Consider the following 26,386-nt stretch of genomic DNA (forward strand, 5'->3'; position numbering starts at 1 on the left):
CTCCCGCTAGTTTTGTGCGGTCGAGCAGATTCACGACTCCAGGTTGCGCTTCGCCACTTCTTCCTTAGAAGCTATCGCATGGCGCTTGAAAGCGAGAGTACGCGCTACTTCCGTTGCTGAATCAGCCGAAACAGTTCGGCTTGATACTGTGCATCGTGGAGAGCGTCGTGATCTCCCTTGAGTGTTGGATGCAACGCTGCAGCGATTTGACTGGATCGCGTTTGAGCCCAGCTGCTACGCGCAGCCCCCATGTACATCGACTTGATGTCAAGCGCGGCAAATCCGAAGGGGTTTTCGCCCAAGTAGCGATGGAAGTAGTAGTTCACGAAAGACCAGTCAAACGGTGCGTTGAATCCAACGAAGACCGGCGTGGCATCAGGTCCTGCGGTGCTGATCACCCAGTCTCTGAACTTCTGCATGCCCGCTGCAGGATCAAGTCCATCGCGCTCCAGTCTGTCCAAAGACAGGCCCGTGACTTCCAGTGCTTTTGGATCGGCATTGCGCGTGGTTGGCTTCAGCTCGCATGAAAACGTCTGCTGCGGATCGAAGACATCGCAGGCGCCAATCGTGAGGAGACTGAATTCGCCCGGGATGGGACCTGACGTTTCAACATCGACCGACAAAAAGACTTCGCGATTGCTTGTCATGGGATAAGGGGCTCCGTGGGCACGAGGGGTGGACGGCTCTTGATAGCATTCCAATGCGTACGAAATTCGCGGCGCCGGTCCTCCGCACTACCAGTTGTCTTCCAGTGGTGACCCGATAGCGAATAGATGTCGAAAGGATGTTCCGTTCCGGCCTTCGCTAGCACCATGGTCGGCAGCCCTCGGCCCAGCGCATAGCCCAGCTCCAAGAAGCAATTGGGGCGTAGGCCGGTGATGTCAGCAAGCACGACGCGACTGCGATGCAGCTTCGTGAAGATCTCCTGATCGATACGGGCATGGTCGTACGCTTGGTTTCCGTCAACGACCGTCAGCTTGTACCCCAACTCGCCCTCCATAACCGGCTGCACAACGGTGTCGAAGAATTCCTGAACATCGTTGTAGTCGGCGTGCGTCGGATTAAGCAACCGCACGACGAATGCCTTGGGCGCAACCAGCGCCTCGAGCAGATCCGACAGGTCACGCACGCTATCTGCCACATCTTTTCGCGCGGGCATCTCGATACGATTGAGCCAACTATGCGCAGAAGTACCACCTTCCGTCTGAAACAGGCGCTGCGCATTGCTGCCGGTGAGGCCGTACTCAAACAACCGAAGCGCGCCGGTGTTCGCGGGTCCCAGCTTCAGGTTCAACGGGATCACTGGCTTGCCGGCGTCGTGGTAGAGATTGGCCAGGAACAACACCCCTTCTCCACCGCCAAGTGCGATGAGGATGTCGCCGTGCCGAGCCTGCGCTTCCATCCGCTTGCTATTCATGTTCCAGTGCGCAGCACTTTCGATCTGGACCAGTGCCGAACCGCGCAGCGCGCCCCAGACTCCGGCGAACTGTTCGGGAATCTGATCTTCGTTCTTGTGGTGCTTGACCGCGACCACCAACGGATTTGGAGCACCCTCAGGACGTGTGTGCAGATTCTTTTGAATCGTGTCCCAGATCAGCCAGTCGAAGCAGATGGGCAAGCCATCCGATCGCGTCTTCTCGGCATCGACCGGGATAACGAAGCTGGCCCCCTTCCGGAGCAGATCTTTGACTAGCACTTGCACAACCTCACGTGCACGGGCCACTTCCTCCGTGGTCGCCGCTGAGGCGTCGGCCGCAATGCTGCCGGTGATATGGATACGACGCCCAAACAGTGATGACCGCGCCATTACTTGTCCTACATAACAGGTGATGGACGCAGTGCCGCTACCGCGTCGTGGAGATGTTTAAAGGTCAGCGGATGATCGGGAAACGCCTGCGCCATGGCGGCTGGATAAAGCCTGGTTCGAATGTCCGAGAAGGTCCACCCCGGGCGCTTGCTGTGCGCGCCGGTGGTCGCGACGAGTTCGTCGATCTGGCGCTCGGTGAGCGCGAGGCCGTCCAGGTCCATCTTGAACAATGCGCGCCTCTCTTCGTCACTTGGGCGCTGGAACTCTTCCACGACTGCGGCCCGACGCTGCAGGGCGGCATCCAGCACCGACAGACGATTGGTGCACAGGAACACGACCACCCTGCCCCCAAAATGCCGTAGGTCATCTATGCATTGGATCAAAGTGTTGACCGCAACCTTATCCTCATGGTGGCTGTGCTCTTGCGAGCGGGACGCTGCAAGTGAGTCACCCTCATCGATCACAAGGACAGCGCGACGCGTCTTGCCTGCCGACTGCGTGACTTCATGGAACGCTTGGGTCAACAAGGTTCCCATTTCTCCGACTTTGCCACTGCCGCGCACACGGTTGCTGAGCTTGAACAGCAAGGAATCTTCGGTGCGTGATTCTTTCGCCAGGCGATTGGCGATGCACTCGGCCGTCGCCGTCTTGCCGGTACCGACATCCCCGTGAAAGATCACAAGTGGATACTGCTCGGCCACCAAATCACAGATTGCAAGCTTCTGACGATGGTGCTTCTTGCTCCATGTCGCGAGCTCGCCGAGATTGAGCAGCAGCCGCAACTGATCATGAATCTTCTGATAGCGCGCGTCGAAACCCAGCAACGTCTTCTCACGCGCCGCTAGGCGAGCGTCCGGCAGTGGAATCTTGCCGTCGAAAATATTCTGCTGGCTCATTAGCTGAAGTCCCTTCGCTGCATGCCGTAGCCATTGCTGACGTAATCACGGCTGGCGCTGGATGTCAGCGTGGCGTGGCTGGTATCAGCACTGGTCGGCACCCAACCGATGCGCAGCTTGCTGCCCATCTTCTCTTTTGCCGCCGCGTCGTACGCAGCGGTGTAGTACAGAACAATTCGCAAGTCTGGATTTGGTACCTTCGGCCACAGCACCCCACCAGGACGACTCATGGTGAAGTCGCCCGCCTCCGTGTTCACCTCGAAGCGGGTGGCCTTTTGCTCGATGCCATTGCTCATCAGCGTGAGGTCAACCATCCGCAGGTAGCCATTCTTGGCCAACGCTTCGATGTCATGGCCCCAATCACGCGCCTTGTCCTCCGTTACGGCACCAGAGCTGCTGGCAATCATCACCAGATCCGCCGTCACGCGACGCATGACGACTTCGACATCGGCGACGGAGTAGGTTTCAGTGGCGCTATAGGTTTGACTCATGCTTCCTCCTTGACTTTGAATCGTGGTCCAAAAAGTTCCTTCCAGATCTCGATGTCGTCCTCGGTCGAAGCAAAGTTGGCTGTCTCCCAAGCCTCCGTGGCAGCCGCGACGATTTCCAGGCGCTCGTCTTCGGAGATGCGGCTGGTCACGTTGTTGGTATTGCAAACCGGATCGAGGATCACGACTGGATCGATGAACGCAGGAGAAATCTTGCCGTTCTCCGGGAACGTGATGACCTCCTTGAGCCCTGACTGCGCGATGTACAGCAGGAAATCGCGGAAGCGCTTCTCGATCGATCCGTCCTTGCCATTGTTGGCCAGGAGATGCGCCATGATCAGCTCGATGGCGAACGATTTCAGCGGCTTCAGCTCAACTCGATTGCGCCACTTCTTGGCAATCCGAACGAGGGTGCGAAAGTCGCCGTCTACATCCTTGCGATCGCGAACGAACTTGATCTGGCAAGGCGCGCAGGTCTGTACCTTGGTATTGTCGTGAATATCGAACTGCCAGCCGTAGCCCGGTCGCGCGGGGTCTTCGATGACCGGCACGATGTCCACACTCAGCCCCGAACCAACGAAGGTCACGGTTGCGGCCTTGCGCTGGATCTCAAAGTCTTCGACGGCCTTGTTCGGATACAGCTTGATCAATGCGTCGTAGATCAGCTGACTCAGGCTCGCGAAAGTTTCCTTGTCAACGCTGCGTCCGGAGATATAGAACACCACGTCGACGTCCACCGGATCTTCTGAGGTCTTGCGCAAGATCGTGTACTTCGCGAACGAACCAGCCTTGACCACCTTCGTGATCTTGATCTCGCTCTGATCCTTCAGGCGCTTGCTGAGTTCGGTCACGAGCCTGTCTACCTGCTCGTGGTACTCCTTGCGTTTGTCGGCAGGCAAACGCAGAACGTTGCTGTCGTAGTATCGAATTTCCGTGTTGTTCAGGGACATTTTCTTCTCCGGCTTCCAAGCTCACAAGTTACTGAGTGATTGCGCTTCGACGTTGCCTGGCTTGGAGGCTAGACGCGGATCGGCAGCGATACCTGCGGCTGGATCGGCACCAGCGTTTTCGCGTAGGCACGCAAGATTTCGTTGTAGAGGTCGACATGCTTCGGCGCTTCAACGGTGATGATCAGCGCGTAGCGAATCTTCTCGGCGCCCGTGGCGCGACCACCTGCTTCACGGGCGTTGTAGTGGATGTCGAAGACCGGATTCTTGAGACTGCTGCCACGCATGCTTTTTGCGCCGTGCAACACGGTTTCCCACTTGCCCATGTCGGAACGCCGTTCTTCCTCGGTCGCGTACTTCTTCATGTCGAAGAAGCCTTTCGTGTCGGCGTTGGCCTTGCCGTCCTTGATCTTCTCGTCGTTGGGACGAAACACCGTCTCCAACCCGGCGCGGGTGTAAGCGGCAGCATCCTGCGGATCGGTCGGCGAGGCGTAGCAAAAGGTCGCCTTGAGGCGGATGTTGCCGTTGAGACCGCCAGCCGGCAGCGGCAGCGAGGCGCGCAGGTATTTGCCGGGCTTCAGCTCCCCTTGATAGACCACGCGCGCTACCCCTTCCGGACAGGTGATGATGCTCATCAGGTCTTCAGGCACCTTGCCCCAACCCACCTCCAGCTTGTCGTGCTCCAGGGGCTCGGCGGCATGGACCAAGAGCGCCTTGATCGCCAGCGGGGTCAGCTCCGTGCCCAGGATGGCGCGAATGCCGACTGCGCTGCGCAGCAGGTACGGTGATGCGAAGCTGGTCCCGAGTTGCGGCACAAGCGCGGGCTTCTTGCCTGATGCCAGCACATGGAAATACTTGGCCGCATCGCCACCGAAGGCCATCAAATCCGGCTTGACAACGCCAGGGCTGCGACCCGGACCGATCGCGCTATAGGGGGCACGGGTCCAGCCCGCTTCTGTATCGTTCGAGGCGCCGACAGCTAAGGCATTAACGCAGTCCGCAGGCACCTGCACACGGGCGTTTCCTGACAGTCGGTCTCTTTCGCCGTTGTTGCCGATCGCAACTGTCATCAACGTGTCGCCGTCGCTCAGCAGATCGTCGATGACCGAAGTCCAGGCATGAACATCGGTGTCCTCGATCGGCAAGTCCGGGCCGAGGCTGAGATTCACGAATTGGTACTGACGCGACAGCAAGACTTGCTCGACGAAGCCCAGCGTTCGATACAGTTCCAACGGATCTTCCGTCTCGGCATCCTTGTCGAGCACGCGCAGATGGTCGACGTAGGCGAACGGGCGGGCAGCGGCACCATTCGGCTGGATCGGGCCGAACAAGAATGCCGAAGTGACCGCCAAGCCATGCTCGAGACCTTCGGGATCGTCGCCCGCGTCTTCGTCGAGAACGCGGTACGAGCGAAGCCACGGGCTGATCGCATGCTGCTTCGGCAAACCGCCATCGAGAATGGCGACCTTCGGTTCTGAGGACAGTGGTTGCTCCGTCGGGAGGCTGCAGCCGACCGAAACCCCTCCGGTGCGATGCACCGGCCGCATGCCGCGGAGCTTAGGCACGGGTCGGATGACGCGCACGAACACGAACTCGGCGAGTCTCTCGACATCACCATGCGTGCCTTCGACCGGGACAAACCAGAGGTTGCCGGCCGTGAAGCCGAGATCGCTATAAACTTTGACATCCACGTCCTTGGCGTAACGCACGAAGGCCCGCTGGACGAACAAGCGATCTTCATCGGGCAGCAAATGGATGCCCACCTCGAAAAAGCGATCTTTCTTGCTGCCGTAGTTGGCGATACGCTCTTCAGGCGCGAACACAGAAAACTTCTCGATATGCGCAAGGTCCAACGCCTCATCAGATTCAACTTCTATCTCGCGCGTCCAGCCCTTGAGGTTGCGGAAGGCCTGACGCTTGCCGGCGACGAACAGTTCGGTGGTTGTGCATTCCTGTGGCACCCCCTTCTTGGTCCACCCGTCAGGGGTCACCTTCACCGTTCGACTGCCGACCGACTCCAGACCCACGGTGCGCAGCATTGCAACCGGGAAAAAAGACCGCGCGATGTAGCTCGGATTCATCGTCAGCCGCGCAACGCCGAAGTCGCCAGGACAAGCCTCTGGTGGCAAGGCGTCCAGTGCTGTCGCGGTTGCGGAGAACTGCGGCGTGAGGCGTCCCGCGGCTTCTTGGAAGGAGTAAACCTCAGCCTTGCCGGGCTTGCGCTTTGGTCCCTTGATATCGTGGGTCAGCAGCTCGCCGCGCCCGATAAGGAAATTGGTTTGGCTCATGCGTCAGGTTTCCCCTTCGAGGTCTTTTTCGCTGCGGACGGTTGCTCGTTCGTGTACTTCCGAATGGTGTCGCGGCTCACTCCGGTGATATCGGAGACGGTGTGCTGCGACAGACGGGTCTGCTTCGCCAGCAGCACCGCCAGATCGATGCGGGCCTGTCGATCCAGGACAAGCGCACGCGATTTGATGAATTCTTCAATGAGATCGGCATCTGAGGCCGTGCCCAGCGCCACCGCACGGCGGAAACGCTGAAGGTCCCGTTCGATGTCGCTGAACGACTCGCCGTTGAATGCAAAAGTCAGGATGTCGATCCAGCGACCGAACAGCGCGTAGTCCGGACCGAGAAAGCGCTTGATCGCTGCCTTGACAGCCGACATCTCCGGCGCCTTGAACGTAATCACCAAATCGAAGCGACGCCACAATGCAGGGTCGATGAGTTCAGAGTGGTTGGTGGCGGCAAGCAACAGTCCGGTGGCTGGCCATTCGTCGACTTCTTGCAGGATGACGGTGACCAGGCGCTTCAGTTCGCCGATATCGGTATCGTCACTGCGGCGCTTGGCGATGGCATCGATCTCATCCAGCAGCAACACGCACGGACTACGTTTCGCGAAGTCGAGTGCGGCGCGCAGATTGGTCCCGCTCCGGCCCAGCAGGCTGCTCATGACAGCGGTCAGATCCAGCACGTAAAGCGGCATACCCAGTTGTGAGGCGAGCCAGCGCGCAGTCAATGTCTTACCGACGCCGGGTGGCCCCACAAAGATGGCGGAGCGCGTCGGGCTCAATCCCATCGACGCCAGGCGTTCCGTCTGGCGTCGCTCCTGGATCAATTGGCTCAACGTCTCCTCAAGGTCAACCGACAGCAAGGGCTGCTCTCGATCGGGCGTGTCCTTGAAAACCTTCAGCAGGGACAGTCGCGATTCGTCGTCCACCGGCAAAGCATGCGCGGGCGTCGCAGGCGGCGTGACCTTGCGCATGGGCGCGCTCGTTCGAGGCATCTTCGCGCGCAGATAAAGGTCCATCTGCTCCGCCAGCTCGGGGTCGGTGTTGCGGTACTTCCGAACGAGTCTCGCCACAAACAGACGCACGTCCTCGGTTTGCTCGGCGAGTGCCAGCCGAACTACTTGGGCTAAATCAGACTGTGATTCGTTCATTTCGTCCAACATTCACATAACTCATTGATTTTCAACGTTTCTTTTCATACTTCAAGTGGACGAACATATTGTATAGCGTTTTTATCAGGTTGTGAAGGCAGTGGGTTGAAGGAAGAGCGCCGATGCCCGCAACAGCTGATGCACCGCGCTGTCTGGTCCTCGGTTCGGTGGGTAAGCGTCCCGGCATACCGCCATCGGGCTCGCGGGCGCTGCCCCGTGCTTCGTGCCGAATCGCGGCCATCACGTTTTGATCCCTGACGCCTTCGGCCCTGGCGGGCCTGCGCGCTGCGCTTGCCTCCAGGGGATCGGCTAGCAGCCCATCCCCGTCGCACTTTGCTTGGCGCCCCTGAAAAGCCACCGAACACGCTACGCCTGATCGGCCCGAAACGAAGTCACCGAAGGGCTCGTCGGAAGCTACTTGGCTCCATCGCGTTCACGCTGACGGAGCCGCTTCACGTAAGGGCCATCGACCAGGTCTTCAGCGGACAGGTCCAACACGCAGTTCGCCAAGGAAGCGAGAGTGCTGTCGGTGGCTTTGAAGTCGCTTGGCAGTTGGCCGTAGTTGCGCCCACTGTTCTCGTCGATGGCTGCGAGCAGCGCCTTGATGAAATCGGCGCGGGACGGACGCGAAGCCATGGTTGCAGCCGCGGTCAGGGGGTCTATGGCTTCCATGACTGCGTCCTCGGCATCGGAGGCCAGTTCTTGCAGGAAGTCGCTCAACGATGGCCAATACTTCAGATCGAACTGCCCGTGAAGGGCATCGAGGCGCTCCTTGACGTACGACGTGAAAAGGTAATTGCTCTCGGCCGCCGCCTCGATCACATCGCATACGTGGTAGTGGGTGTCGGTGCTGAAGCCCGAGGTGTTGTGCAGATCGGAGCGTTGCTGCAGCAGACCAGCCAACTCTGCCGCCCTCCTCGCAATCTGCTGGTTGACGTTGCCGAGATCGCCGCGTGCGGTACGCGCTTGCGCGATCTTCTCCGGGTTCCAGAACGCGGCGGTGCTGAGGACAAGCCCTAGAAAGACCTGCAGCGCGTGCGGATGCGCGTGGAGCTTGCCGTGCAGTTCATCATAGGCCTCGGTCAGCTCAATGCCGCGAGCGAGCAGCCGATCGGCAACAGCGTGCTGGGCAGGATGCGGTGCTCGATGTTGTAGCGCTTCCCCTCGATGAGGATGTTTTCGCAGATCTGCTTCGGGTTATCGGATTGGGGTGCACTAATGGCCTGTCTTTGATGGTGAAGATGCCTGGTAGCGTATTTGACCAAGCCAGTTCTGTCGGGACCCCGGAGCCCGCCATCGAACGGGTGCTCAGGTACCCGAATGCCAATTCAGGTCTGGGCGTCCCCGGCCAAAAAGCACGGCCGGTCGCGCTGTCGTGCTGCGCATCGAGCCTCGCTGCGCGAGTCTCGCCCCCTTCGGGCTTCCATCGTTCCCTCGCGCCGCTCGGCTGACGCCTCCGGCCCGGCTTCCAGCTTCGGGCCTGCGCGCTTCGCTTGCGTGCGGTCGGCACAAAGGGATGGCCGTTGCCTGTCCAGCCGTCTTCCCTGAACTCATCAACTTGACGCGACTGTAGCCCGCGGCCGTGTGCCGTCAAGGCGCGCAGGGCCGTGTCCTCGGCTGCGCCTGCGGGCCGCACCAACCCTACGCTTGTCTCCTTGACGGCCCCCGTCCACGGTCTCCCTTTCGTCGCGGGCGATGAACTCAGGAAAGACGGTGGCAACGAGGCCAACCGGGTTCTTCGTGCCGACCGCACCGCACAGCCGAAAGGCTGGGCTCCGAATCTAGGAATCCGGTGTGCGGTTTCTTCAACAGCCAACTTTGTCAGGAGAAAGATCATGCAACTCGCATCCCGTTTCGCTTCCCGCTCCCCGTCACTGCGCAGCGATTACCCGCTGTCCGATGACCAGATTCGCAGGGTGGCCCCGTCCATCTTCGCGGACGCCCCGCACCAAAGCCGCTCCGAACGGTACGCCTACATCCCCACCGCCGCCGTGCTGGTGGAACTGCGCAAGGAAGGGTTTCAGCCCTTCATGGTGAAGCAAACCCGCGTGCGCGACGAAGGCAAGCGCGAGCACACCAAACACATGCTGCGCCTGCGCCATGCCAGCCAGATCAACGGCGCGGAAGCCAATGAAATCGTGCTGCTGAATTCGCATGACGGCACGAGCAGCTATCAGATGCTGGCCGGGATGTTTCGGTTCGTTTGCAGCAATGGCCTTGTCTGCGGCGACACGGTGGCGGACGTGCGCGTGCCGCATAAAGGCGACGTGGCCGGACACGTCATTGAAGGCGCTTACGAAGTGTTGAGCGGCTTCGACCGGGTGAAGGAATCCCGCGATGCCATGCACGCCATCACCTTGAACGATGGCGAATCCGAAGTGTTCGCCCGTGCCGCGCTGGCCCTCAAGTACGACGACCCCAACAAGCCAGCGCCCATCACGGAATCGCAAATCCTGATGCCGCGCCGCTTCGACGACCGCCTTCCGGACTTGTGGAGCGTATTCAACCGCACGCAAGAAAACCTGACGCAAGGCGGCTTGTCCGGGCGCAGCGCCAACGGACGCCGCCAGCAGACCCGCCCGGTGCAGGGCATCGACCAAAACATCCGACTGAATCGCGCGCTTTGGCTGCTAGCCGATGGCATGCGCCAGTTGAAAGCCTGAATCCCCACGCGGCAGGGGCAGGCAGCAGCCCTTGTCGCTTCTTTCGTTGCTGCATCCCCAATCGCAAGGAGTTATCACCATGAACGCCGTTACCAAAACCGAAATCCGCGCCATCGAAACTGCCGCCCCGCTGGAAGTGGCCGACCCGACTAAGAACTTGATTCCGGTTCCGCTCTCGCAGTTGCTTGCGCGCCGTTCCAAGCGCAATGCACGCACGACGCCGCGCCTGTCCATTCCCGAACTGGCCGCGAGCATTTCCCGCATCGGCCTGCTGCAAAACCTCGTTGTCATCCTCGCCGCTGACGGCGAGCAATACGAAGTGGTGGCAGGTGATCGCCGTCTTACCGCGTTGAAGCTGCTGGCGAAGAAAAAGCGCATTGCCGCCGACTACGAGGTGCCGTGCTTGCTGGTGCCCGATGCCTCGGCGCGCACCGTGAGCCTTGCCGAAAACCTGCTGCGCGAGCAGATGCACCCCGCCGACCAGTTCGAGGCGTTCGCCGCGTTGGTCAAGGAGGGTCGCCCCATCGAAGACATTGCCGCAGACTTCGGCGTGTCCCCGCTGGTGGTGCAGCGCCGCTTGAAGTTGGCCAATGTCTCGCCGCGCCTGATGGCTGACTATCGGGCCGGTGGCGTGACCCTGGAACAGTTGATGGCCCTAACCATCACCGACGACCACGCCGCGCAGGAAGCCGCGTTCTACGGTGCGCCGGAATGGCAACGCGGCGCATCCGCGCTGCGCGAACGCCTGACGGAGCGTGAAATCGACGCCACGCATCCGCTGGTGCGCTTCGCCGGGCTTGACGCCTACACCACGGCAGGCGGCGGCATCCGCCGCGACCTGTTCGCGGAAGGCGATGCCGGAACCTACCTGACCGACGCCGCGCTGCTGGAAACGCTGGTGCGCGGCAAGCTGGACGCGCAGGCCGAGGACGTGCGTGCCGAGGGTTGGGCATGGGTGGAAGCCGTGCCGCACATGAGCTACGCCGAGCGGCAGGCGTTCCAGAACGCGCCGCGCCAGCGCCGCGAACCGAGCGCCCGCGAAGCCCGCCGCATTGCCTCGCTTCAAAACCGCCTCGAGAAGATCGACGCCGAACTGGAAGAAGCCTACGACGCCGAAGACGAGGACAAGACCGAGGCGCTGGAACCGCGTCGCGAACAGGTCGCCGGCGAACTGCAAGCCGTGGAGGAAGCCTTGCAGGGCTACGTCCCGGACGTGCGCGCCGTCGCCGGGGCCATCGTCACCCTCGACCGCGAGGGCGAAGCCGTGATTCATCGCGGGCTGCTGCGCGAAGCCGAAGCCAAGGCGCTGCGCATGCTGGAACGTTTGCGGCAGGGCTTCAGCAGCGCAGAAGGCGAAGCCGGGAACGACGACAGCGAGAACGCCGAGCAGCCCAAGGCCTCGAGCCTGTCCGACCGGCTAGCGCAGCGATTGAGCGTGCACCGCACCGCCGCGCTGCAAATCGAAGTCGCCCGGCATCCGCACGTCGCGCTGGCTGCGCTGGTGCATGGCATGGTGCAGACCATCTTGCAGGACAACCACTACGGCCACGATTTGCCGCTGGGCGTGCGTTTGACCGTGCAAGACCGGCTGGAAGGCATGGCCCCGGACTGGCCCGATTCGCCCGCCGCCGTGGCCCTGCGCAAGCTGCAGCACGTCGCGGGCGAAGCCTTGCCGCAGGACAGCGCCGAACTGTTCACCGCGCTGCTGGCGATGGAGCAAGGCGAACTGGTGCGGTTGCTGGCGGTATGCGTGGCGGCGACCGTGGACGTTGTGACGCCCCGCACCACGGCGCACCAACCGGGCGCGGAACTGGCGCAGGCCGTGGGGCTGGATATGGCCGCATGGTGGAAGCCCACCGCAGACGGGTATTTCCAGCATGTGCCGAAGGCCGCGATTCTGGAAGCCGTGGGCGAGTTCGCGCCGTCGCACGCTACCCGGCTGGCGAAGTTGAAGAAGGCCGACATTGCCAGTGAGGCGGACCGGCTGGCCGATGGTACGGGCTGGATGCCCGCCGTGTTCAAGAGCGGACACGACACGGAGCCGCAGGAAAGCGCGGAGGCAGCGGAGGCAGCGGCGGACGATGCGGATGCGCAGGAAGATGCCGCCAACGAAGTGGAGGGCCACGCGCTCGCCGCGTGACATAGCAGCATAGCCCCGGCGCACAGCGCCGGGGCTTAACCTCAACCGGGCGCGGCAGGTCTGCCGCACCCGGTTTCACCGCCCAAAGCAAAATCGCCACGTCGCCGCCTTTGACCAGGCGGCGACGTGGCGAGCGCACAAGTGCCTTGCGCGCGGTACGGCGATCGGTGCCCGCTGACGCGGGCGAGGTTTCGATGGCACCCCGCCGCAATGGGCGGGGCTTGTGGAGCTACGCCCCGGCTTGCTGCGGCAGGTTGTGCGAAAGCGTGCTGTCCTCGACGCTGGCAATTCATCGCCTGTACGTCACGAAGGATGGATCACCGACACGCCGTCCCCGCCTCGCTTATGGAACTTCCACTCCACGCTTCAAGCACGTCGCCGCGATCTGCGGTAAGGGGCGTTCTTGCCTGTCGTTGGGGTGTTGGCCTTGCCCGTGTCAGGGCACAAGCCGGAGAAACCGTCATGCGGGGATGCCGAGTTGGCCATGCCTCCCTTCGGGACAGGCGGCATGTGCGTCCTTGGCTTGTCGTGAATCCTGGCGGGGGCGCGGCTGCGCCTTGGGCTTCATGGCCGCAACCTTCCAGCGCAAACAATTTCCCCGCCGCTGCGCGGCTTCCTCGCAGGACAAATTCTTTGCGCTTTCAGGCCCTTCACGTTGTTGCGGCCGCTGCGCGGTGCAGCCAGCCCATCCCCCGCCGGCCGGATCACAACAAGGACGCGATGGGCGCGACCTTGGTTAACCCGAAAGGAAACTTCATCATGGCCAACATCGGCACCTTCACCGCAGACAAAGACGGCTTCACCGGCACGCTTCGCACCCTGACGCTCAACGTCAAGGTCAAGCTGGTTCCCAACGACAAGGGCAGCAACGACAACGCCCCCGACTTCCGCCTTCAGGCGGCCAGCCACGACATCGGCGCGGCGTGGAAGAAAACCAGCGAAGCCGGGCGCGAGTACCTGTCCGTGAGCTTGGACGATCCTTCGTTCCCGGCGACGGTCTACGCCCGCCTGATCGAAGGCGAGGACGGCTCGCACGACCTGATCTGGTCGCGCAACAAGCCACAGGCGGCCTGACGGCCGCCCCGGCGTCCCGCCCATTGCGGCGGGGCGCTGGCTTGCTGGCCAGGCTCATCAAGTCAGCGCCTTCGGCGCATGGCGCATCACGGCACCGGCGGCAGCTCGACGCTGTACTTTCGCTGCGCGAGCCAGGCCGCGAACTGTTGCGGCGTGAGGTGATAGCCCATCAGGACGATGTCGCTCTTGCCGACGAAGGCTTCGGCGTTTTCCTGCAACTCTTTCGAGCTGGGCGCGCCCTCGAATGTGATACCCACGAACGCGAACCTGTCATCGGTGGCATGCGCCACGAGAACAGGGCCACCGCTCATTCCGCTGAAGCCCCAGCCATGGTCAGCGTCCAACAGAGAAGAGAGAATGTATGTCGGCTTCTCGACAGACGGGAGGGACGACTCCAGTCTCGCCGCCACCCGCGGCATCGACGCAGCCACCTTGTCGCCAGTCCGATGCTTGTGCTCATCAGGAAAGCCGTAGGCCATCCACACGGGTTGAGCGGTTGACCAATCCGGCTCGGTCCACTCGTCAAGGTTGATTGCTTCCGCACCACGCACTGCGCGAAACACAGGCCATACCTCGGTCAGGTCGGCGATGGCAATATCCGGCTTACTGGCGTTCGCCCGGTCCAAGTCAGCCAGCGCGGCTTCGTCGTCGATGGCAGTGGCGGCGGGAAAGGCGCGGCAGCTATGAAAGCTCCAAATGTATTGGCCCTGTGCATCGAAGCCACCGAATTGGTGGATCGCCATGCCCGAGTGAATGGTGGGAACAATGCGGTGCCCTGTTCTGACCGCTTCACTAAAGAACGCCGAGATGACATGGTGGCAAGTGACGGCGTACACGCGCGACTCGTATTGCACGAACGTCACCGTCGCGCTCGTCGCCGATTCGTCATGTCCCCCTTTCAGCAGCAACCTGGTTGCGAACAGTGGCGCGCAGAACTGCTTTACGAGCGCATCAAGGGTGTCGTCCGTGGCAGAGATATGGGTCATCCGCTCTCAGCTCTTATCGGATAAGGCTTTCAGTTCCTGCCGCACCTGCGCCAGGAGCTCGTCGGCCTTGAGTGAGCCGCCGCCGGCATATGCCAGCGTCAACAGCGTGAGCGGATGGATATCCATGACCTCGCACAGCTCGGCCAGCTTGTTCAGTGTCGGGCTTTTCAGGTCGCGCTCCAGCGAACTCATGTAGGTGCGGCTGGATACGTCGGAGAACGCTTCCTGGCTCAAGCCACGCGCTTTCCTGACCGTCTTCAATGCCGTTGCCAATGAGTTCTTCGCCGCCATCCAAATGGTTTCCTTGAAACCATAGATGACAATCGATTGCGCTCTATAGGGCTACAATCTATAGTATTCATTCCTGATTGAGCAGTCCGCTTTCGTGCTTTTAAGGAAATCCGCATGTGCGGATAATTCCAAAGCCGGGGAGTCGCATCCGTGCCTTTCCTAACTTCCACAAAACCTCATTCGCGCTTCCATGCCTCTGCGGATTCGTGGGTTTGTGCTTTCGTGTTTCCGCATGAAAGCACGCAGCCGGGTTGGCGGTTCTGTGTTTGGGCGTACAAGCGCATCCATGCATCGTCGGTTTCGTGGGGATATCAGCCATGACTCAGCCGCTCCTTGGCACCGACCAGCGCGCGCAATTGCTGGCGCACGGCCAGGCCCGCGCCGCCGGCCAGAACATCGACCCACTGCCCGTGGTGCGGCTGTTCGCGCTTGATGCGCATGCCACCTGGCTGCTGGCTTCGCTCGATCCCGCCGATGGCGATACGGCCTACGGCCTCATCGACTTGGGGCTGGGCATGCCGGACCTTGGCACCGTGAAGCTGTCCGAGCTGGCATCCATCGTCGGACCACTCAAGCGGCCCATCGAGCGTGACCTGTATTTCACGGCGACGCGCACACTGTCAGACTACGCGCGGCTGGCACGCATCAACGGCTCGATCATCGACTGATCGATCCGCACGGCCCGCCGCAGCGGGCTATCCAGACACAGGCGGCTGCGGCGCATTGTGTCTTTTTCGGCCTTACTCAAGACCGTGCCGGTCTCAATCGACACTCGTGCACCTGAGCGGTGCGTGTCGGACGCAAACAGTCATGATCTTTCGTTCGGGCTGCGGCACCGTGCCCTTGCCGCGCACCATTTTCGTATTGCGCAGCCGTCGCATTCGGACGATTCCAGCAACGCTTCGGAGCCCATCAATCTTGACACTGCCAGTGTGCCGCATTACCCATGACGTGATGGCAACAATTCCGTAGCTCCGCATTTCGATTCCCGTGGCGACGTTCCTGCAATTCAACAGGGAGGTTGCGTCATGGCAGATCGAAGCACCGAACACTGGTACCCGACCGCCGCGTATCTGTACGCGTTGCACCTTGATGGCTCGGCCTTGGCCTGGGAATACCTGCGCCGTCATCCCGACTACCGGCGCGACTGGCTGCGCCGTCGCCGACACCCGGATGCGGCGCAGTGCTGGGGCCTGCGTCTGCTGGAAGATCCCGGTCTGGATGCGCGCGACGCGCACCCGGCCTGGTTCCCCGATCACGATGCAGTGGTGCAGCTCTATCCGGATGCCGACCCACCGCCCGATGCGGTGGCGTTCGAATTCTGGCGCATCCCTGGGCACAAGCACCTGATCCACGATGGTCGGCGCTTGGTGCTGATCACGCGCTGGCCAGGCTGCTGCCTGCGCCTGGCCTTCGCGCCTGGGCTGGACGATGGCATGGCCTACGCCTATGCCATCCGTGCCTGCGCCACGCCTTGCGCCCGCTATCGCGCGCTTGCCGCCGAGCTGGAGAAGCTGGCCGCCAGTGCCGTGCCAGCGACGGCCCGACCACGACCCTCTCCAGCCGCACTGTTGGAATTGCACACCTTGCAGGCGCTCGATGCCGCCCTGGCGGGGGCGTCGTTGCGCGAGGCAGCCGAAGGGCTGTTCGGTGCCGATGCAGTGGCCGATGGCTGGTACACCGATGGCGGCCTGCGCTCCAAGGTTCGCCGTTTGGTACAGCGTGGCAAGGCGCTGATGCGCGGCGGCTACCGCCGCCTGGCACAGCTCGAACCACCTGGGAAGGGTCGTTCTGCATTCCCTGCAAAACGACCCTGAGCAGGACGCGCTGCCTTCTTGAGACTGGCTCCATCCGGTCGCGCTGTGTGGCCGGGCGTTTCCGACCGATGGAGGTTCTCACCATGCGACCTGCCCCCTTGCGACCTGCAGCCGCTGCTGTCGCTGCGCCTGCGCAGCCCCAACGCTATCTGACCAACGACGAAGCCGCCGACTACCTGCGGCTGTCGCCACGCACGCTGGAGAAGCAGCGCGTGATCGGAGGTGGTCCGCGCTTCCGCAAGTTCGGCCGCCGCGTCATGTACGCCATCGCCGACCTCGACGCCTGGGCCGATAGCCGCAGCTTCGAGGCCACTTCCGACCCCGAGTACGCCGAGCATCATTCGGCCGACAGCCGTGCGCGCTGATCGGCGGCGTGCCGGTAGCCATCGCCATGCCCAGCTCGCCAGGGCAAGCCTTGCGGCCCCGCGAACAGCTCGACCTGTTCCGCGCATTGCCGGGCGACATGGCACCGCGCGACAGCCAGGACTTGATGGCCTATCCGTTCTTCTCGCTGGCGAAATCGCGGCGCGTGGCGCCGATCGACTTCCGCAGCGGCAACGTCACGATCCGCGTGGAGGGAACGGTCGAGCACGGCATCGCCACGATCTGGGATGCCGACATCCTGATCTGGGCGGCCAGCCAGATCGTCGAAGCCAAGGACGCGGGGCTGCGCACTTCGCGGCTGATGCAGGCGACGCCCTACGAGATCCTGCGCTTCATCGGGCGCGGCAAGTCGCTGCGCGACTACCAGCGCCTCAAGGCCGCGCTGGATCGCCTGCAATCGACCACGATTGCCACGTCGATCCGCGAGACGACCGGCAGGCGTCTGCATCGCTTCTCGTGGATCAACGAATGGAAAGAACTGGCCGACGCCAATGGCGTGCCGCTGGGAATCGAGTTGATCCTGCCGGACTGGTTCTATGCGGGCGTGCTGGATGCGGCACTGGTGCTCACCATCGACCCTGCGTATTTCAAACTCACGGGTGGCATCGAGCGTTGGCTGTACCGCCTGGTGCGCAAGCACGGCGGCATGCAGCCGGGCGGATGGCAGTTCGACTTTCGGCATCTGCACCGCAAGTCGGGCAGCACGGCCAAGCCATACGACTTCGCTTGCGATCTTCGCGCTCTGGTAGCACGCCAGTCGCTGCCCGGCTACATCCTGGGCATCGAGCGCATGCCGGACGACGGAGCGGAGTTGCTGACCTTCAGGCGCGTGCCGCGAACGACACGGGGATAACTCCGGTACAGCCTGTGAATGGCGTCGTGCTATCAGACGTGCGGGATATCGTGCTATCGGGCGTGTCCCTATCGTGCTATCAGGCGTGCGAAATCGTCGGAAAGCCAATAACGGCGCGGGTTTGCCGCCCTTCTAACTTCCCTAACTTAAATTCACTAACTTTTAGTAGAGCCGCGACGTTTCGGTGGACAACTGCTGAAAGCCGAAAGCAACGGCAAACCCGAAGCCAAAACCAAAGACGTTCTGCAAAGCAGAAACGGGCCAGTTTCCCATTAGGGAGGGCCGCGCCATGATCGTCGCCTTGCTCAATCAGAAAGGCGGCGTCGGCAAGACCACGCTCGCCACCCACATCGCTGGCGAACTGGCGATGCGAGGGCAATCAGTGATCCTGCTGGATGCCGATCCGCAGGGCTCGTCACTGGACTGGACGCAACGGCGCAGCCAACAAGGACTGCCCCGATTGTTCAGCGCCGTAGGCTTGGCACGAGAAACCCTGCACCAGGAAGCGCCAGAACTTGCCAGGCGGGCCGATCACGTCGTGATTGACGGACCGCCCCGGATCGCCGCCTTGGCGCGCTCAGCGCTGCTGGCTGCGGATTGCGTGCTGATCCCGGTACAACCCAGTCCCTACGACCTGTGGGCCAGCGCCGAGATGGTGGCACTGATCCGCGAAGCCCAGGTGTTCAGGCCTGCGCTGCGCGCGGCCTTCGTGATCAATCGGCGCGTCAGCACCACCGTGATCGGACGCGAGGCGCGCAGCGCGCTCGCCGATCAGCCCTTGCCCGCGCTGCGCGCCGAGATACGCCAACGCATCGTCTTCGCCGACAGCGTGGCCGCGGGTCGGCTGGCGCGTGAGCTGACACCGGACGGCGCCGCCGCACGCGAAATCACTGCATTGGTCGATGAACTGCTGCGGTGGCCATCATGAGCAGCGGATCAGACAAACGCACGGGCAAACGCATCGCCATTGGCGCGCGTCCGCCCGCGAATCCGCACGCCGAGGCGTGGATTCGCCAGGGCGACGGCGTCGACCTCAACAAGAGCGACCTTTACACGGCTCGCTTAACCCTCGACGTGACGCCCGCACTGCGCGCCCGCATCAAGGTTTCCGCCTTCACGCAGAACACGACGGTCGCCGAGTTGCTGCGCGTCTTGTTGGAACGCGAGTTCCCGGAGAACACACCATGAATGCCCCCAATCTGGCGGCTACGGCTGCCACAACAATCACGGCGGCGCCGTCGCTGCATGCACTCGCCGGCCAGGCCGGCAATGTGCCGTTGACTCGCGTGGCGCTGGCCTTCGTGGAGCAGCGCATCAACCTCTATCTGCGCTTTGGCAACGCGGCGCGCACCCTCCAGCTCGACCGCTGGCGGCGCAGCGCAGTGTTTCTGCCGGCGTCCATTTTCTGCCGCATCCGCTGGGAATCCAACGACTACGGAACGATCCGCTGGCAGCATCATGGTGATGCAGGCTTGCACGCCGCTGGATGCCGTGCAGCGCATTCCCGGCGTGCAGCCTGGCGCGCGCCTGCTGCTGCACGCCGAGGGCGAACAGAAGGTGCGCGCGGTGCTGGTGAATATCGATGCCATTGAGGCGATAGGCATTGCCGCCATCGACGTATCGCCCGCGTACTGGCGCACGTTGAGCAACCGTCTGGCGGCTCGCCTGTCGCTGCCGGACTACACCGCCGAGCGGCACGCCGCCTGGCTGTCCGGGAGGGGGCTGCAATGACGGCCACCACAACCGGCACCGCGTCTGGAATCACGCCAGAACCTCGCTCGCGCCTGCGCGCTCGCATCGTGCTGACCGTCTTGTCCGCCTGCGGCCTTGCTGCGCTGGCTTGGGCATCCTTCGTGCGGCCTGCGGCGCAGGTCGTCTACAACCTATCCGACAGTGTTCCGGTCGGTTGGTATCGCATCAAACCTGCTGACTCGCCGCCACGTCCTTTATCCGTGGACAGCATCGTGCTCACCCCACTTCCGGCTGACGTGGCCGCGCTCGCTGCGCAGCGCGGCTACCTACCATCGCACATCCCGTTGCTCAAACGTGTGGGCGCGGTCGCGCCGCAACACGTCTGCATCGTGGAGGGTGTCGTGCGCATCGACGGCGTGCCTGCGGCCGCCGCGCTGCCTGCTGATCGCATGGGCCGGCCGCTGCCATCCTGGCCGCAATGCCGGCATCTTCATCCGGCCGAACTGTTCCTGTTGAGCACGACCAATCCGGCATCGTTCGACAGTCGTTACTTCGGGCCGATTGCTGCATCCGCCGTGATCGGAACCGCGCAGCCGATCTACCTGGAGAAGCGACCATGACTTTGCCCGACTTCCGGTCTCGCTGGCACATTGGCCGCAGCTCCGCCTGCCTCACGTCCGGCGCGCTGGCGCACGCCATTGACGTGCTATCAGGCGTGTCGCTGCGCATGGGCTCGCCGTGTCGGCGTGCGTGCAGCGCGAGCGCATCCGCGCCGCGCTTTGCACGGCATCGACTGCTGCATTGCGCCGTGCACTCCCCTGTGCAGACCGCTTGCCCCGAACGCGCCATGCCTGCGGCATGGCTGGTGTTCGCCGGCTGGCCGGCTGCGCTTTGCGCAGCGCAGCCGGGGCATCGCATCCCCGTGCCGTCAGGCCGGGGAAAGATGCAGGGCAAGATTGAAGGGTGCGGCACCAAGGTGCGCACAAAGCCAGTCTGCACGTGGGGTTGGCGCGGCACGCGCTCTATCGCGGCACCGTGCCGCGAGTTGGCGCAAAGCCTTGTCGGCCTTGACGAAACCACGTGCGCACCACGCCATGGCCCGATGGCCTGCGCTGGAACCACGTGATGAGCAAGCGCGGCAGTTCGGACGATGAAGACCGTTTCCGCATCCGACCGGGTAAGCCGAAGCAGCGCGGCGATGCCTTTGTTTCGCAGGTGTTGCGTCAGGCCGCCAAAGCGGCCAACGCTACGGGCGGGAAGCGTGGCAAGACGCCTGGCTCACGCCTGGGGCGTGGCCATGTGGCGGCGCGCTTTACCGGTCAGTCGCTATCCGCGTCATCCCGGCGTGTCATGGTCAAGGTGCGTTTGGTGTATCTCAAGCAGGCCGGCGCGCGCTCGACCATCACGCACCTGAGCTACATCGAGCGCGAAGGTGTGGGCCGTGAGCAGGACTCCGGTAAGGCGTATGGTCCGATGACGGACGAGGCTGATACCACTGCCTTCGAGGAACGCGGGCGCAAAGACCGCCATCAATTCCGCCTGATCGTCTCGCCCGAGGATGCCGAACAGCTCGACGACTTGCGCACATACACCCGCCACCTGATGAGCCGCATGGAAGCCGACCTGGGCACGCGCCTGGACTGGGTGGCAGTGGACCACTGGAACACCGACAACCCGCACACCCATGTCGTGCTGCGCGGCAAGGACGACACCGGAAAAGACCTCATCATCTCGCAGCAATACATCACGCAGAGCATGCGCGAACGCGCCGCCGAACTCGCCACCGAATGGTTGGGACTGCGCACCGAACTGGATATCCAGCGCACCATGCAGCGCGAAGTAGAGCAGGAGCGCTGGACTGGATTGGATTGGACGTTGAAGCGCGAGGCTGTGGATGGTCTGGTGCGAGTCGAACGCCTCAGCGAACCCCGGTTGCAACGTCAGCGCCTGCTGCTCGTCGGCCGCCTCCAACGCTTGCAGCGCATGGGGCTGGCGACCGAAGTTCAGCCCAGCGTGTGGACCGTTCATGCCGATGCCGAATTAACCTTGCGGGCGATGGGCGAACGCGGCGACATCATCCGCACGATGCAGCGGGCGATGAGCGGCCAGCAGCGCGAACTGGCGGTGTTTCAGGCTGGCGCGGATGGTCGCTCCATCATCGGCCGCGTGGCCGGCAAGGGGCTGGCCAACGAGCTGTATGACAAGGGCTATCTGATCGTCGATGGCGCCGACGGCAAGGCGCACTATGTCGCGCTGCCGCCGGGGACGGAACTGGATCAATACCCGACCGGCGCGGTGGTGGATGTCAAAGGCTCGACCACCGTGCGCGCGGCGGACAAGACCATCGCCGCGTTGGCGGCGGATGGCGTATACCGCACCGATCATCATTTGGAGATCGCTCAGGCTCGGCCGGATGCCGACCGCGATCCACGCGACGTGATCAGTGCCCATGTGCGCCGGCTCGAAGCATTGCGCCGCGCAGGCATTGTGGAGCGCGTCGCTGAAGGCGTCTGGCGCGTGCCAGGCGACTTACCCGAACAGGGCCGGCGATACGACGCTCAGCGCGTGGACGGCGGTGTAACTGTGGAGCTGAAGTCACATCTGCCCATCGAGCAGCAGGCCCGTGTGATCGGCGCTACCTGGTTGGATCAACAGCTGATAGGCGGCGGCAAGGGACTGTGCGACCTGGGCTTTGGCGGCGAAGTCAGAGGCGCGCTAAAGCAGCGCATCGACTTTCTTGCCGAACAGGGGCTGGCCGAGCGGCACGGGCAACGCGCGATCCTCGCGCCCAACTTGCTGGCGACATTGCGCGGTCGCGAGCTGGCGGAGGCCGCGCGGGAAATCGCGGCACATACCGGCCTAAAACATCAGCCAGTGATCGACGGCCAGCGCGTGGCCGGCATTTATCGGCGTCGGCTCATGCTCGTCAGTGGACGCTACGCGGTGCTTGATGACGGAGTGGGTTTCAGCCTAGTGCCTTGGAAGCCCGTAATCGAACGGCGCCTTGGGCAGCAACTCGCCGCGACCGTAAAAGGCAGCAGCGTGTCCTGGACATTCGGACGGGCCCGCGGTCCGTCCATTGGTTGATGTCATGACCTGCTTGCCGACGTAGCTGGCCGCATTGGCCTGTGCAGTCAACGCCTAAAGCGTGTTAGGCGCAGGAGCGGCAGTGTCGATGATTTTCAGAAGGGCGTCACGCAGCACGTCTCTTTCGTTTGGACTGAGCCGTGCCAACAGCCTGCGTTGTATGCAAGCCGAATGAATCGGCACCGCGCGGACGAGGAGTTCGGCTCCCGTTTTCGTGAGGTGAAGGCTGTAGCGGCGGCGGTCATTCGGGCTGCCGGAGCGCGTGACAAGTTCCCGATCCATCAGGCGCGCCACCATTCTGCTAATCGCCGGTTGACTGAGCCGCACCAAGCCATCGAGATCTGAGAGGGGCAATGACTTGCCAGGTGCGGCGTCAAGGCCAGCGAGCACGTCGAATTCATTAATGCTGAGGCCAACGCTTTCCCCCAACACGGTCTCGAGTTCGGCTGCGACCAGCGCATGTGCGAGTGCCAAGGCGCCAAAGGCCCGTGTGCAGTTGGCGTATGGAGGGTTCTCGCCCTCAGTCTCACTAGCGTGCTTCATCCTCGATCCATGCTCCGTTGCGCTATTTTTTTACCAATAGGGTTGCAAGTATGCATGCGCATGGATATAGTACATGCATGCGCATAGATTTAGTATATCTAAGCTCGTGACTTCCCTCAATCTACTGCCCCATGGGCAGGCCATCGGAGCCATACATCCATGTCTAAATTGAAGATCGCCGTCATCATCGGCAGCACGCGAGATGCCCGGTTCGCCCCCATCCCCGCCCAGTGGATCTTCAAGCTGGCGCAGCAGCGCGAGGACTTGTCCGTGGAGTTGGTGGATGTAAAAACCTTTGATCTCCCGTTCTTCAACGAGAAGATGTCCAACGCGTGGGCGCCGAGCGAGGATGCACGCGCGGTCGCCTGGCAAAAAAAGATTGGCGAATTCGACGGATACATCGTGGTCACGGCGGAGTACAACCGTTCCATCACCGCGTCGCTTAAGAACGCCTTCGATCAAGCCTACGTCGAATGGAGCAGGAAGCCGATCGCTTTTCTCGGCTATGGTGGCTTGGGCGCGGCTTGCGCCATCGAGCATGCACACTCGATCTCCATCGAACTGCAGATGGTGCCGGTAAAGACATCCGTGAACATCGGTGGAGGAGAGTATCTGCGCACAGTACATCAGCGCGAGCCCATCGCCGGAATCGAACAAGTTCTTCTGCCCAGCGCCAAGAAGATGTTGGATGAACTGGTTTGGTGGGGATCTGCCACTAAGACTGCCCGCGAATCACAAGCCTCGAAGACTTGAGGGGAAACGCCCCCGCCAATCCCCTACCCTACTTGTTGATGCGAAGGATACGGTTATGCACGCAATGATCCGATGGAAGATCAAGCCCGACCAAGTGGAACGGGAGCTCGAACTGCTGGCCGCTGTGTACGAAGAGTTGCAGCAGCGAAAGCCAGGGAACTTGGACTACTCAACGTTCCAACTCGATGACAAGGTGACGTTCGTGGCCATGGCGAACATGCCCCACGGCCTCGGTGTACTGGCTGATCTGCCGGCTTTTCACCGATACCGATCAACTCTTGACGCTCGATGCGAGCAACGGCCGATAGTCACTGAACTAGGCGAGATCGGGCTGTACACCTCCGTGCCACGGACCGTCGAAGGGGCCTGACGAGGTGATTGGCGCTCGTACCAAGTGGTAGCGTTGGGGCGCCGTGGGATAGCTTGAGACCTACCGAAGCGGACGGGATACCGTCAGTCCTTCGATCAAACAGCTGACAAAAGCCTGCCTAGTTCGGCTGGCGCCCCAAGTTTCAGCCGTTACCTTGAGGCACCTATCTGCCACTATGCTGTCGCCCGCGGCGTCTCTGGCGCAGCGTCGGCACTCGCGCCGTGCAGGAACATTTTGTCCACCATCATCGGCATGCCGAGGGAGGCAATTTCCCCCCGCAGGGCCGATTCGATCGCCGCATAAAGCAGAAAGTCGTAGGACTTAGCCAGCCACCTGGCCGGCATGTCGATCCTGAAGATGCCGGCCTTTTGCCCGCGCAGAAAGAAGTCTTCAAGCGCATCGCTGAAGAACGAGGCGACGTACCCCTTCACGTCGTGGTCCTTGGCATCGCCAAGGTTCACCCACATGGCGGCGTTCCAAAACAAATAGAACTCGCGCCTCGTCATCAGATGCTCTGTCAGCCGATGGAGCGCATCCACGAACGGCGGTTGCATTAAGTGGGCTTTGTCTAGCGCTTCGCGCATATGGCGCTTGGCACGCTCCATCAGTATTTCAATCACGCCCTCACGGGTCGTGCAGATGCGGTAGAGCGTGCCCTTGCTGGTTCCAGCCGCCCGCGCGAGCTGCTGGAGGTTCGCTCTTGGGTGCTGGGATACCGCAAGCGCGAGCGCGCCTGCCAATTTGTCATCTAGTTCGATGGTCATTTCTGCGTCGCCCTCTGCCTCAATCAACCCATTTGAATCGAGATGGGTCCATTTAAGTCGATTCTTCTAAAACCTGGAGGATACACCAGCCTCTAGATCAGGTCGACCCAGGCCCCCAATGAATCTAGTTAGACTCATTTACATCTTTATGGTACACTACGTGTCTGAATAGCCTCAAGAAGGTGTAATGTGAACTCCAAAAGGCCCCTCATGGCGAAATACACGGCCGGTTTCAAAGCGCTTGGGTTGAGCATCGCGTTGTTCCTTTCTGGCTGCGATGGCGGCCAATCCGACCCTGGGAAGCAGACAGGGGCGCAGCCTGTCGAGGTCGACGTGCGTACGGTGGCGACCGCGGCGCGCGCGTTCACCAGCGAACTGCCAGGACGGATCTCGCCTGTCCGGGTGGCCGAAGTACGAGCCCGCGTCGCCGGCATCGTGCACAAACGTCACTTCGTCGAGGGCGCCTCAGTCAAGGCGGGTGACCTGCTATTCACCATTGACTCGGCCCCGTTCGAGGCAGCGCTGGCGCGCTCTCGAGCTGCTGTTGCACGGGCGGAGGCTCAGCTCAAGCAGGCACAGTCCGTCGCGCGGCGCTATGAGCCGCTCGCAAAGGCAAACGCCGTGAGCCAGCAGGAGTACGACGATGCGATTGCAGCTCTGCAAACGGCACAGGCAGGACATGCTTCTGCGCAGGCGGAGGTCAGGACCGCACAGCTCGACCTGAACTACGCAACGGTGCGAGCCCCAATCTCAGGTCGCGTTGGCCGCAGTCTGGTCAGCGAAGGCGCTCTGGTCGGACAGGGTGAAACCACCCCCATGGCGCTGATCCAGCAGATGGACCCGATCTATGCGGACTTCACCCAACCGGCTAATGCGCTGCTGCGGCTGCGCGAAGCGATTGCTGACGGCACGTTGTCCGCCGACAGCAAAGGCCAACCCAGGGTCAGCATCAGCGTCGAAGGCACACGCTACAAGGCGCAGGGCCACCTGATGTTCTCCGATGTGACGGTCGATCCCGGCACGGGGCAAGTGATGCTGCGCGGCATGTTTCCCAATCCACAGGGTGCCCTGCTGCCTGGGATGTACGTACGCGTCAGCACAGAACAGGGAGTTGACGAGAGGGCCATTTTCCTGCCGCAGCGAGCAGTTCTGCGCGGCCCGGATGGTGTCGCCAAGGTGATGACGGTCTCAGCCGAAGGCACGGCGCAAGAGCGCCCCGTGCAAACCGGCGTCATGCAAGGTTCGGAATGGCAGATCACCGATGGCTTGAAAGCGGGTGACAAGGTAGTCGTCGATGGCGCGGAGAAGCTGACACCCGGTACGCCGGTGACTGTCAAGAAGCCCGCCGAACAGGGCGAGAGGAAGAAGTAAGCCCTTGGATGCCACGCCACA

Annotated in this window: 28 protein-coding genes and 1 pseudogene; 16 read left to right on the forward strand and 13 right to left on the reverse strand. The window is 62.2% G+C overall.

Going from position 1 to position 26,386, the window contains the following annotated elements:
* Positions 1-104 precede the first annotated feature (104 nt).
* From AVMA1855_RS09545 to AVMA1855_RS09585, 9 genes are all read right to left on the reverse strand, one after another.
* On the reverse strand, positions 105-647 hold the full coding sequence (locus AVMA1855_RS09545; RefSeq protein ID WP_284425513.1) for a 3'-5' exonuclease: 543 nt from the start codon (positions 645-647) through the stop codon (positions 105-107).
* Positions 644-1,807 carry a hypothetical protein gene (locus tag AVMA1855_RS09550; protein ID WP_284425514.1) on the reverse strand — a complete coding sequence of 388 codons (1,164 nt, stop codon included), beginning with the start codon at positions 1,805-1,807 and terminating at the stop codon, positions 644-646. Before AVMA1855_RS09550 ends, AVMA1855_RS09545 begins: the two co-directional genes overlap by 4 nt.
* A gap of 8 nt (positions 1,808-1,815) precedes the next feature.
* Complete coding sequence (locus tag AVMA1855_RS09555; protein WP_284425515.1) at positions 1,816-2,703, reverse strand: AAA family ATPase; 888 nt, start codon at positions 2,701-2,703, stop codon at positions 1,816-1,818.
* The gene (locus AVMA1855_RS09560; protein WP_284425516.1) at positions 2,703-3,194 is read right to left on the reverse strand and encodes an HORMA-1 domain-containing protein; all 492 of its coding nucleotides are present in this window, start codon (positions 3,192-3,194) and stop codon (positions 2,703-2,705) included. Before AVMA1855_RS09560 ends, AVMA1855_RS09555 begins: the two co-directional genes overlap by 1 nt.
* Positions 3,191-4,141 (reverse strand): CBASS oligonucleotide cyclase, encoded by a 951-nt coding sequence (locus tag AVMA1855_RS09565; protein WP_284425517.1) that lies wholly within the window; start codon positions 4,139-4,141, stop codon positions 3,191-3,193. The genes AVMA1855_RS09560 and AVMA1855_RS09565 overlap by 4 nt, the downstream gene beginning before the upstream one ends.
* Before the next feature lie 68 nt (positions 4,142-4,209).
* On the reverse strand, positions 4,210-6,426 hold the full coding sequence (locus AVMA1855_RS09570) for a S8 family peptidase (protein ID WP_284425518.1): 2,217 nt from the start codon (positions 6,424-6,426) through the stop codon (positions 4,210-4,212).
* Positions 6,423-7,589: an AAA family ATPase gene (locus AVMA1855_RS09575; RefSeq protein ID WP_284425519.1), complete on the reverse strand. Its 1,167-nt coding sequence runs from the start codon at positions 7,587-7,589 to the stop codon at positions 6,423-6,425. The genes AVMA1855_RS09570 and AVMA1855_RS09575 overlap by 4 nt, the downstream gene beginning before the upstream one ends.
* Positions 7,590-7,991: 402 nt before the next feature.
* Positions 7,992-8,480: a hypothetical protein gene (locus AVMA1855_RS09580; protein WP_284425520.1), complete on the reverse strand. Its 489-nt coding sequence runs from the start codon at positions 8,478-8,480 to the stop codon at positions 7,992-7,994.
* 179 nt (positions 8,481-8,659) lie between these two features.
* Positions 8,660-8,842: a hypothetical protein gene (locus tag AVMA1855_RS09585; protein WP_284425521.1), complete on the reverse strand. Its 183-nt coding sequence runs from the start codon at positions 8,840-8,842 to the stop codon at positions 8,660-8,662.
* Positions 8,843-9,412: 570 nt separating this feature from the next.
* Here AVMA1855_RS09585 and AVMA1855_RS09590 point away from each other — a divergent pair.
* The 3 genes from AVMA1855_RS09590 (at position 9,413) to AVMA1855_RS09600 (ending at position 13,454) form a co-directional block, all read left to right on the forward strand.
* Positions 9,413-10,240, forward strand: coding sequence for a DUF932 domain-containing protein (locus tag AVMA1855_RS09590; protein WP_284425574.1), 828 nt, complete (start codon positions 9,413-9,415; stop codon positions 10,238-10,240).
* A gap of 79 nt (positions 10,241-10,319) precedes the next feature.
* A complete protein-coding gene (locus tag AVMA1855_RS09595; protein WP_284425522.1) occupies positions 10,320-12,380 on the forward strand; it encodes a ParB/RepB/Spo0J family partition protein in 2,061 nt (686 codons plus the stop codon).
* A 759-nt stretch (positions 12,381-13,139) separates the two neighbouring features.
* Entirely contained in the window at positions 13,140-13,454 is a 315-nt protein-coding gene (locus tag AVMA1855_RS09600; protein WP_284425523.1) for a DUF736 domain-containing protein, read from the forward strand.
* An 86-nt stretch (positions 13,455-13,540) separates the two neighbouring features.
* Here AVMA1855_RS09600 and AVMA1855_RS09605 read toward each other — a convergent pair whose 3' ends face one another.
* Both AVMA1855_RS09605 and AVMA1855_RS09610 read right to left on the reverse strand, forming a co-directional pair.
* Positions 13,541-14,440, reverse strand: a complete 900-nt coding sequence (locus tag AVMA1855_RS09605; RefSeq protein ID WP_284425524.1) for a hypothetical protein — start codon at positions 14,438-14,440, stop codon at positions 13,541-13,543.
* A gap of 6 nt (positions 14,441-14,446) precedes the next feature.
* Positions 14,447-14,731, reverse strand: a complete 285-nt coding sequence (locus tag AVMA1855_RS09610) for a helix-turn-helix domain-containing protein (protein ID WP_284425525.1) — start codon at positions 14,729-14,731, stop codon at positions 14,447-14,449.
* Positions 14,732-15,048: 317 nt separating this feature from the next.
* On the opposite strand from AVMA1855_RS09610, the gene AVMA1855_RS09615 reads away from it, so the two are divergent.
* The 10 genes and pseudogenes from AVMA1855_RS09615 to AVMA1855_RS09660 all read left to right on the forward strand — a co-directional run bounded on the left by AVMA1855_RS09615 (position 15,049) and on the right by AVMA1855_RS09660 (position 22,564).
* Complete coding sequence (locus AVMA1855_RS09615; protein ID WP_284425526.1) at positions 15,049-15,399, forward strand: DUF2958 domain-containing protein; 351 nt, start codon at positions 15,049-15,051, stop codon at positions 15,397-15,399.
* A 360-nt stretch (positions 15,400-15,759) separates the two neighbouring features.
* Positions 15,760-16,548: a DUF2285 domain-containing protein gene (locus AVMA1855_RS09620; protein ID WP_284425527.1), complete on the forward strand. Its 789-nt coding sequence runs from the start codon at positions 15,760-15,762 to the stop codon at positions 16,546-16,548.
* Positions 16,549-16,631: 83 nt separating this feature from the next.
* The gene (locus tag AVMA1855_RS09625) at positions 16,632-16,913 is read left to right on the forward strand and encodes a helix-turn-helix transcriptional regulator (protein ID WP_284425528.1); all 282 of its coding nucleotides are present in this window, start codon (positions 16,632-16,634) and stop codon (positions 16,911-16,913) included.
* Positions 16,914-16,939: 26 nt separating this feature from the next.
* A complete protein-coding gene (locus AVMA1855_RS09630) occupies positions 16,940-17,785 on the forward strand; it encodes a replication initiator protein A (RefSeq protein WP_284425529.1) in 846 nt (281 codons plus the stop codon).
* Positions 17,786-18,074: 289 nt separating this feature from the next.
* Entirely contained in the window at positions 18,075-18,713 is a 639-nt protein-coding gene (gene parA, locus AVMA1855_RS09635) for a ParA family partition ATPase (protein WP_284425530.1), read from the forward strand.
* Entirely contained in the window at positions 18,710-18,973 is a 264-nt protein-coding gene (locus AVMA1855_RS09640; RefSeq protein ID WP_284425575.1) for a chromosome partitioning protein ParB, read from the forward strand. The genes parA and AVMA1855_RS09640 overlap by 4 nt, the downstream gene beginning before the upstream one ends.
* Positions 18,970-19,516: pseudogene (locus tag AVMA1855_RS09645) on the forward strand (DUF2840 domain-containing protein). The gene AVMA1855_RS09640 and the pseudogene AVMA1855_RS09645 overlap by 4 nt, the downstream one beginning before the upstream one ends.
* Complete coding sequence (locus AVMA1855_RS09650) at positions 19,513-20,097, forward strand: S26 family signal peptidase (RefSeq protein ID WP_284425531.1); 585 nt, start codon at positions 19,513-19,515, stop codon at positions 20,095-20,097. The pseudogene AVMA1855_RS09645 and the gene AVMA1855_RS09650 overlap by 4 nt, the downstream one beginning before the upstream one ends.
* A complete protein-coding gene (locus tag AVMA1855_RS09655) occupies positions 20,094-20,603 on the forward strand; it encodes a hypothetical protein (RefSeq protein ID WP_284425532.1) in 510 nt (169 codons plus the stop codon). Before AVMA1855_RS09650 ends, AVMA1855_RS09655 begins: the two co-directional genes overlap by 4 nt.
* The gene (locus AVMA1855_RS09660) at positions 20,603-22,564 is read left to right on the forward strand and encodes a relaxase/mobilization nuclease and DUF3363 domain-containing protein (RefSeq protein ID WP_284425533.1); all 1,962 of its coding nucleotides are present in this window, start codon (positions 20,603-20,605) and stop codon (positions 22,562-22,564) included. Before AVMA1855_RS09655 ends, AVMA1855_RS09660 begins: the two co-directional genes overlap by 1 nt.
* 54 nt (positions 22,565-22,618) lie before the next feature.
* On the opposite strand, the gene AVMA1855_RS09665 is transcribed toward AVMA1855_RS09660, so the two are convergent.
* Positions 22,619-23,038, reverse strand: a complete 420-nt coding sequence (locus AVMA1855_RS09665; RefSeq protein WP_284425534.1) for a MarR family winged helix-turn-helix transcriptional regulator — start codon at positions 23,036-23,038, stop codon at positions 22,619-22,621.
* A gap of 228 nt (positions 23,039-23,266) precedes the next feature.
* Here AVMA1855_RS09665 and AVMA1855_RS09670 point away from each other — a divergent pair, with 228 nt between their 5' ends.
* Both AVMA1855_RS09670 and AVMA1855_RS09675 read left to right on the forward strand, forming a co-directional pair.
* Complete coding sequence (locus AVMA1855_RS09670; protein WP_284425535.1) at positions 23,267-23,860, forward strand: NADPH-dependent FMN reductase; 594 nt, start codon at positions 23,267-23,269, stop codon at positions 23,858-23,860.
* A gap of 55 nt (positions 23,861-23,915) precedes the next feature.
* Positions 23,916-24,230 (forward strand): hypothetical protein, encoded by a 315-nt coding sequence (locus tag AVMA1855_RS09675; protein WP_284425536.1) that lies wholly within the window; start codon positions 23,916-23,918, stop codon positions 24,228-24,230.
* 173 nt (positions 24,231-24,403) lie between these two features.
* Here the strand turns inward: AVMA1855_RS09675 and AVMA1855_RS09680 are convergent, their stop codons facing one another.
* A complete protein-coding gene (locus AVMA1855_RS09680) occupies positions 24,404-24,994 on the reverse strand; it encodes a TetR/AcrR family transcriptional regulator (RefSeq protein ID WP_284425537.1) in 591 nt (196 codons plus the stop codon).
* A 210-nt stretch (positions 24,995-25,204) separates the two neighbouring features.
* Here AVMA1855_RS09680 and AVMA1855_RS09685 point away from each other — a divergent pair, with 210 nt between their 5' ends.
* Positions 25,205-26,365 carry an efflux RND transporter periplasmic adaptor subunit gene (locus tag AVMA1855_RS09685; protein WP_284425538.1) on the forward strand — a complete coding sequence of 387 codons (1,161 nt, stop codon included), beginning with the start codon at positions 25,205-25,207 and terminating at the stop codon, positions 26,363-26,365.
* Positions 26,366-26,386 lie beyond the last annotated feature (21 nt).

The organism is Acidovorax sp. SUPP1855, assembly GCF_030158955.1.
Lineage (GTDB): Bacteria > Pseudomonadota > Gammaproteobacteria > Burkholderiales > Burkholderiaceae_C > Paracidovorax.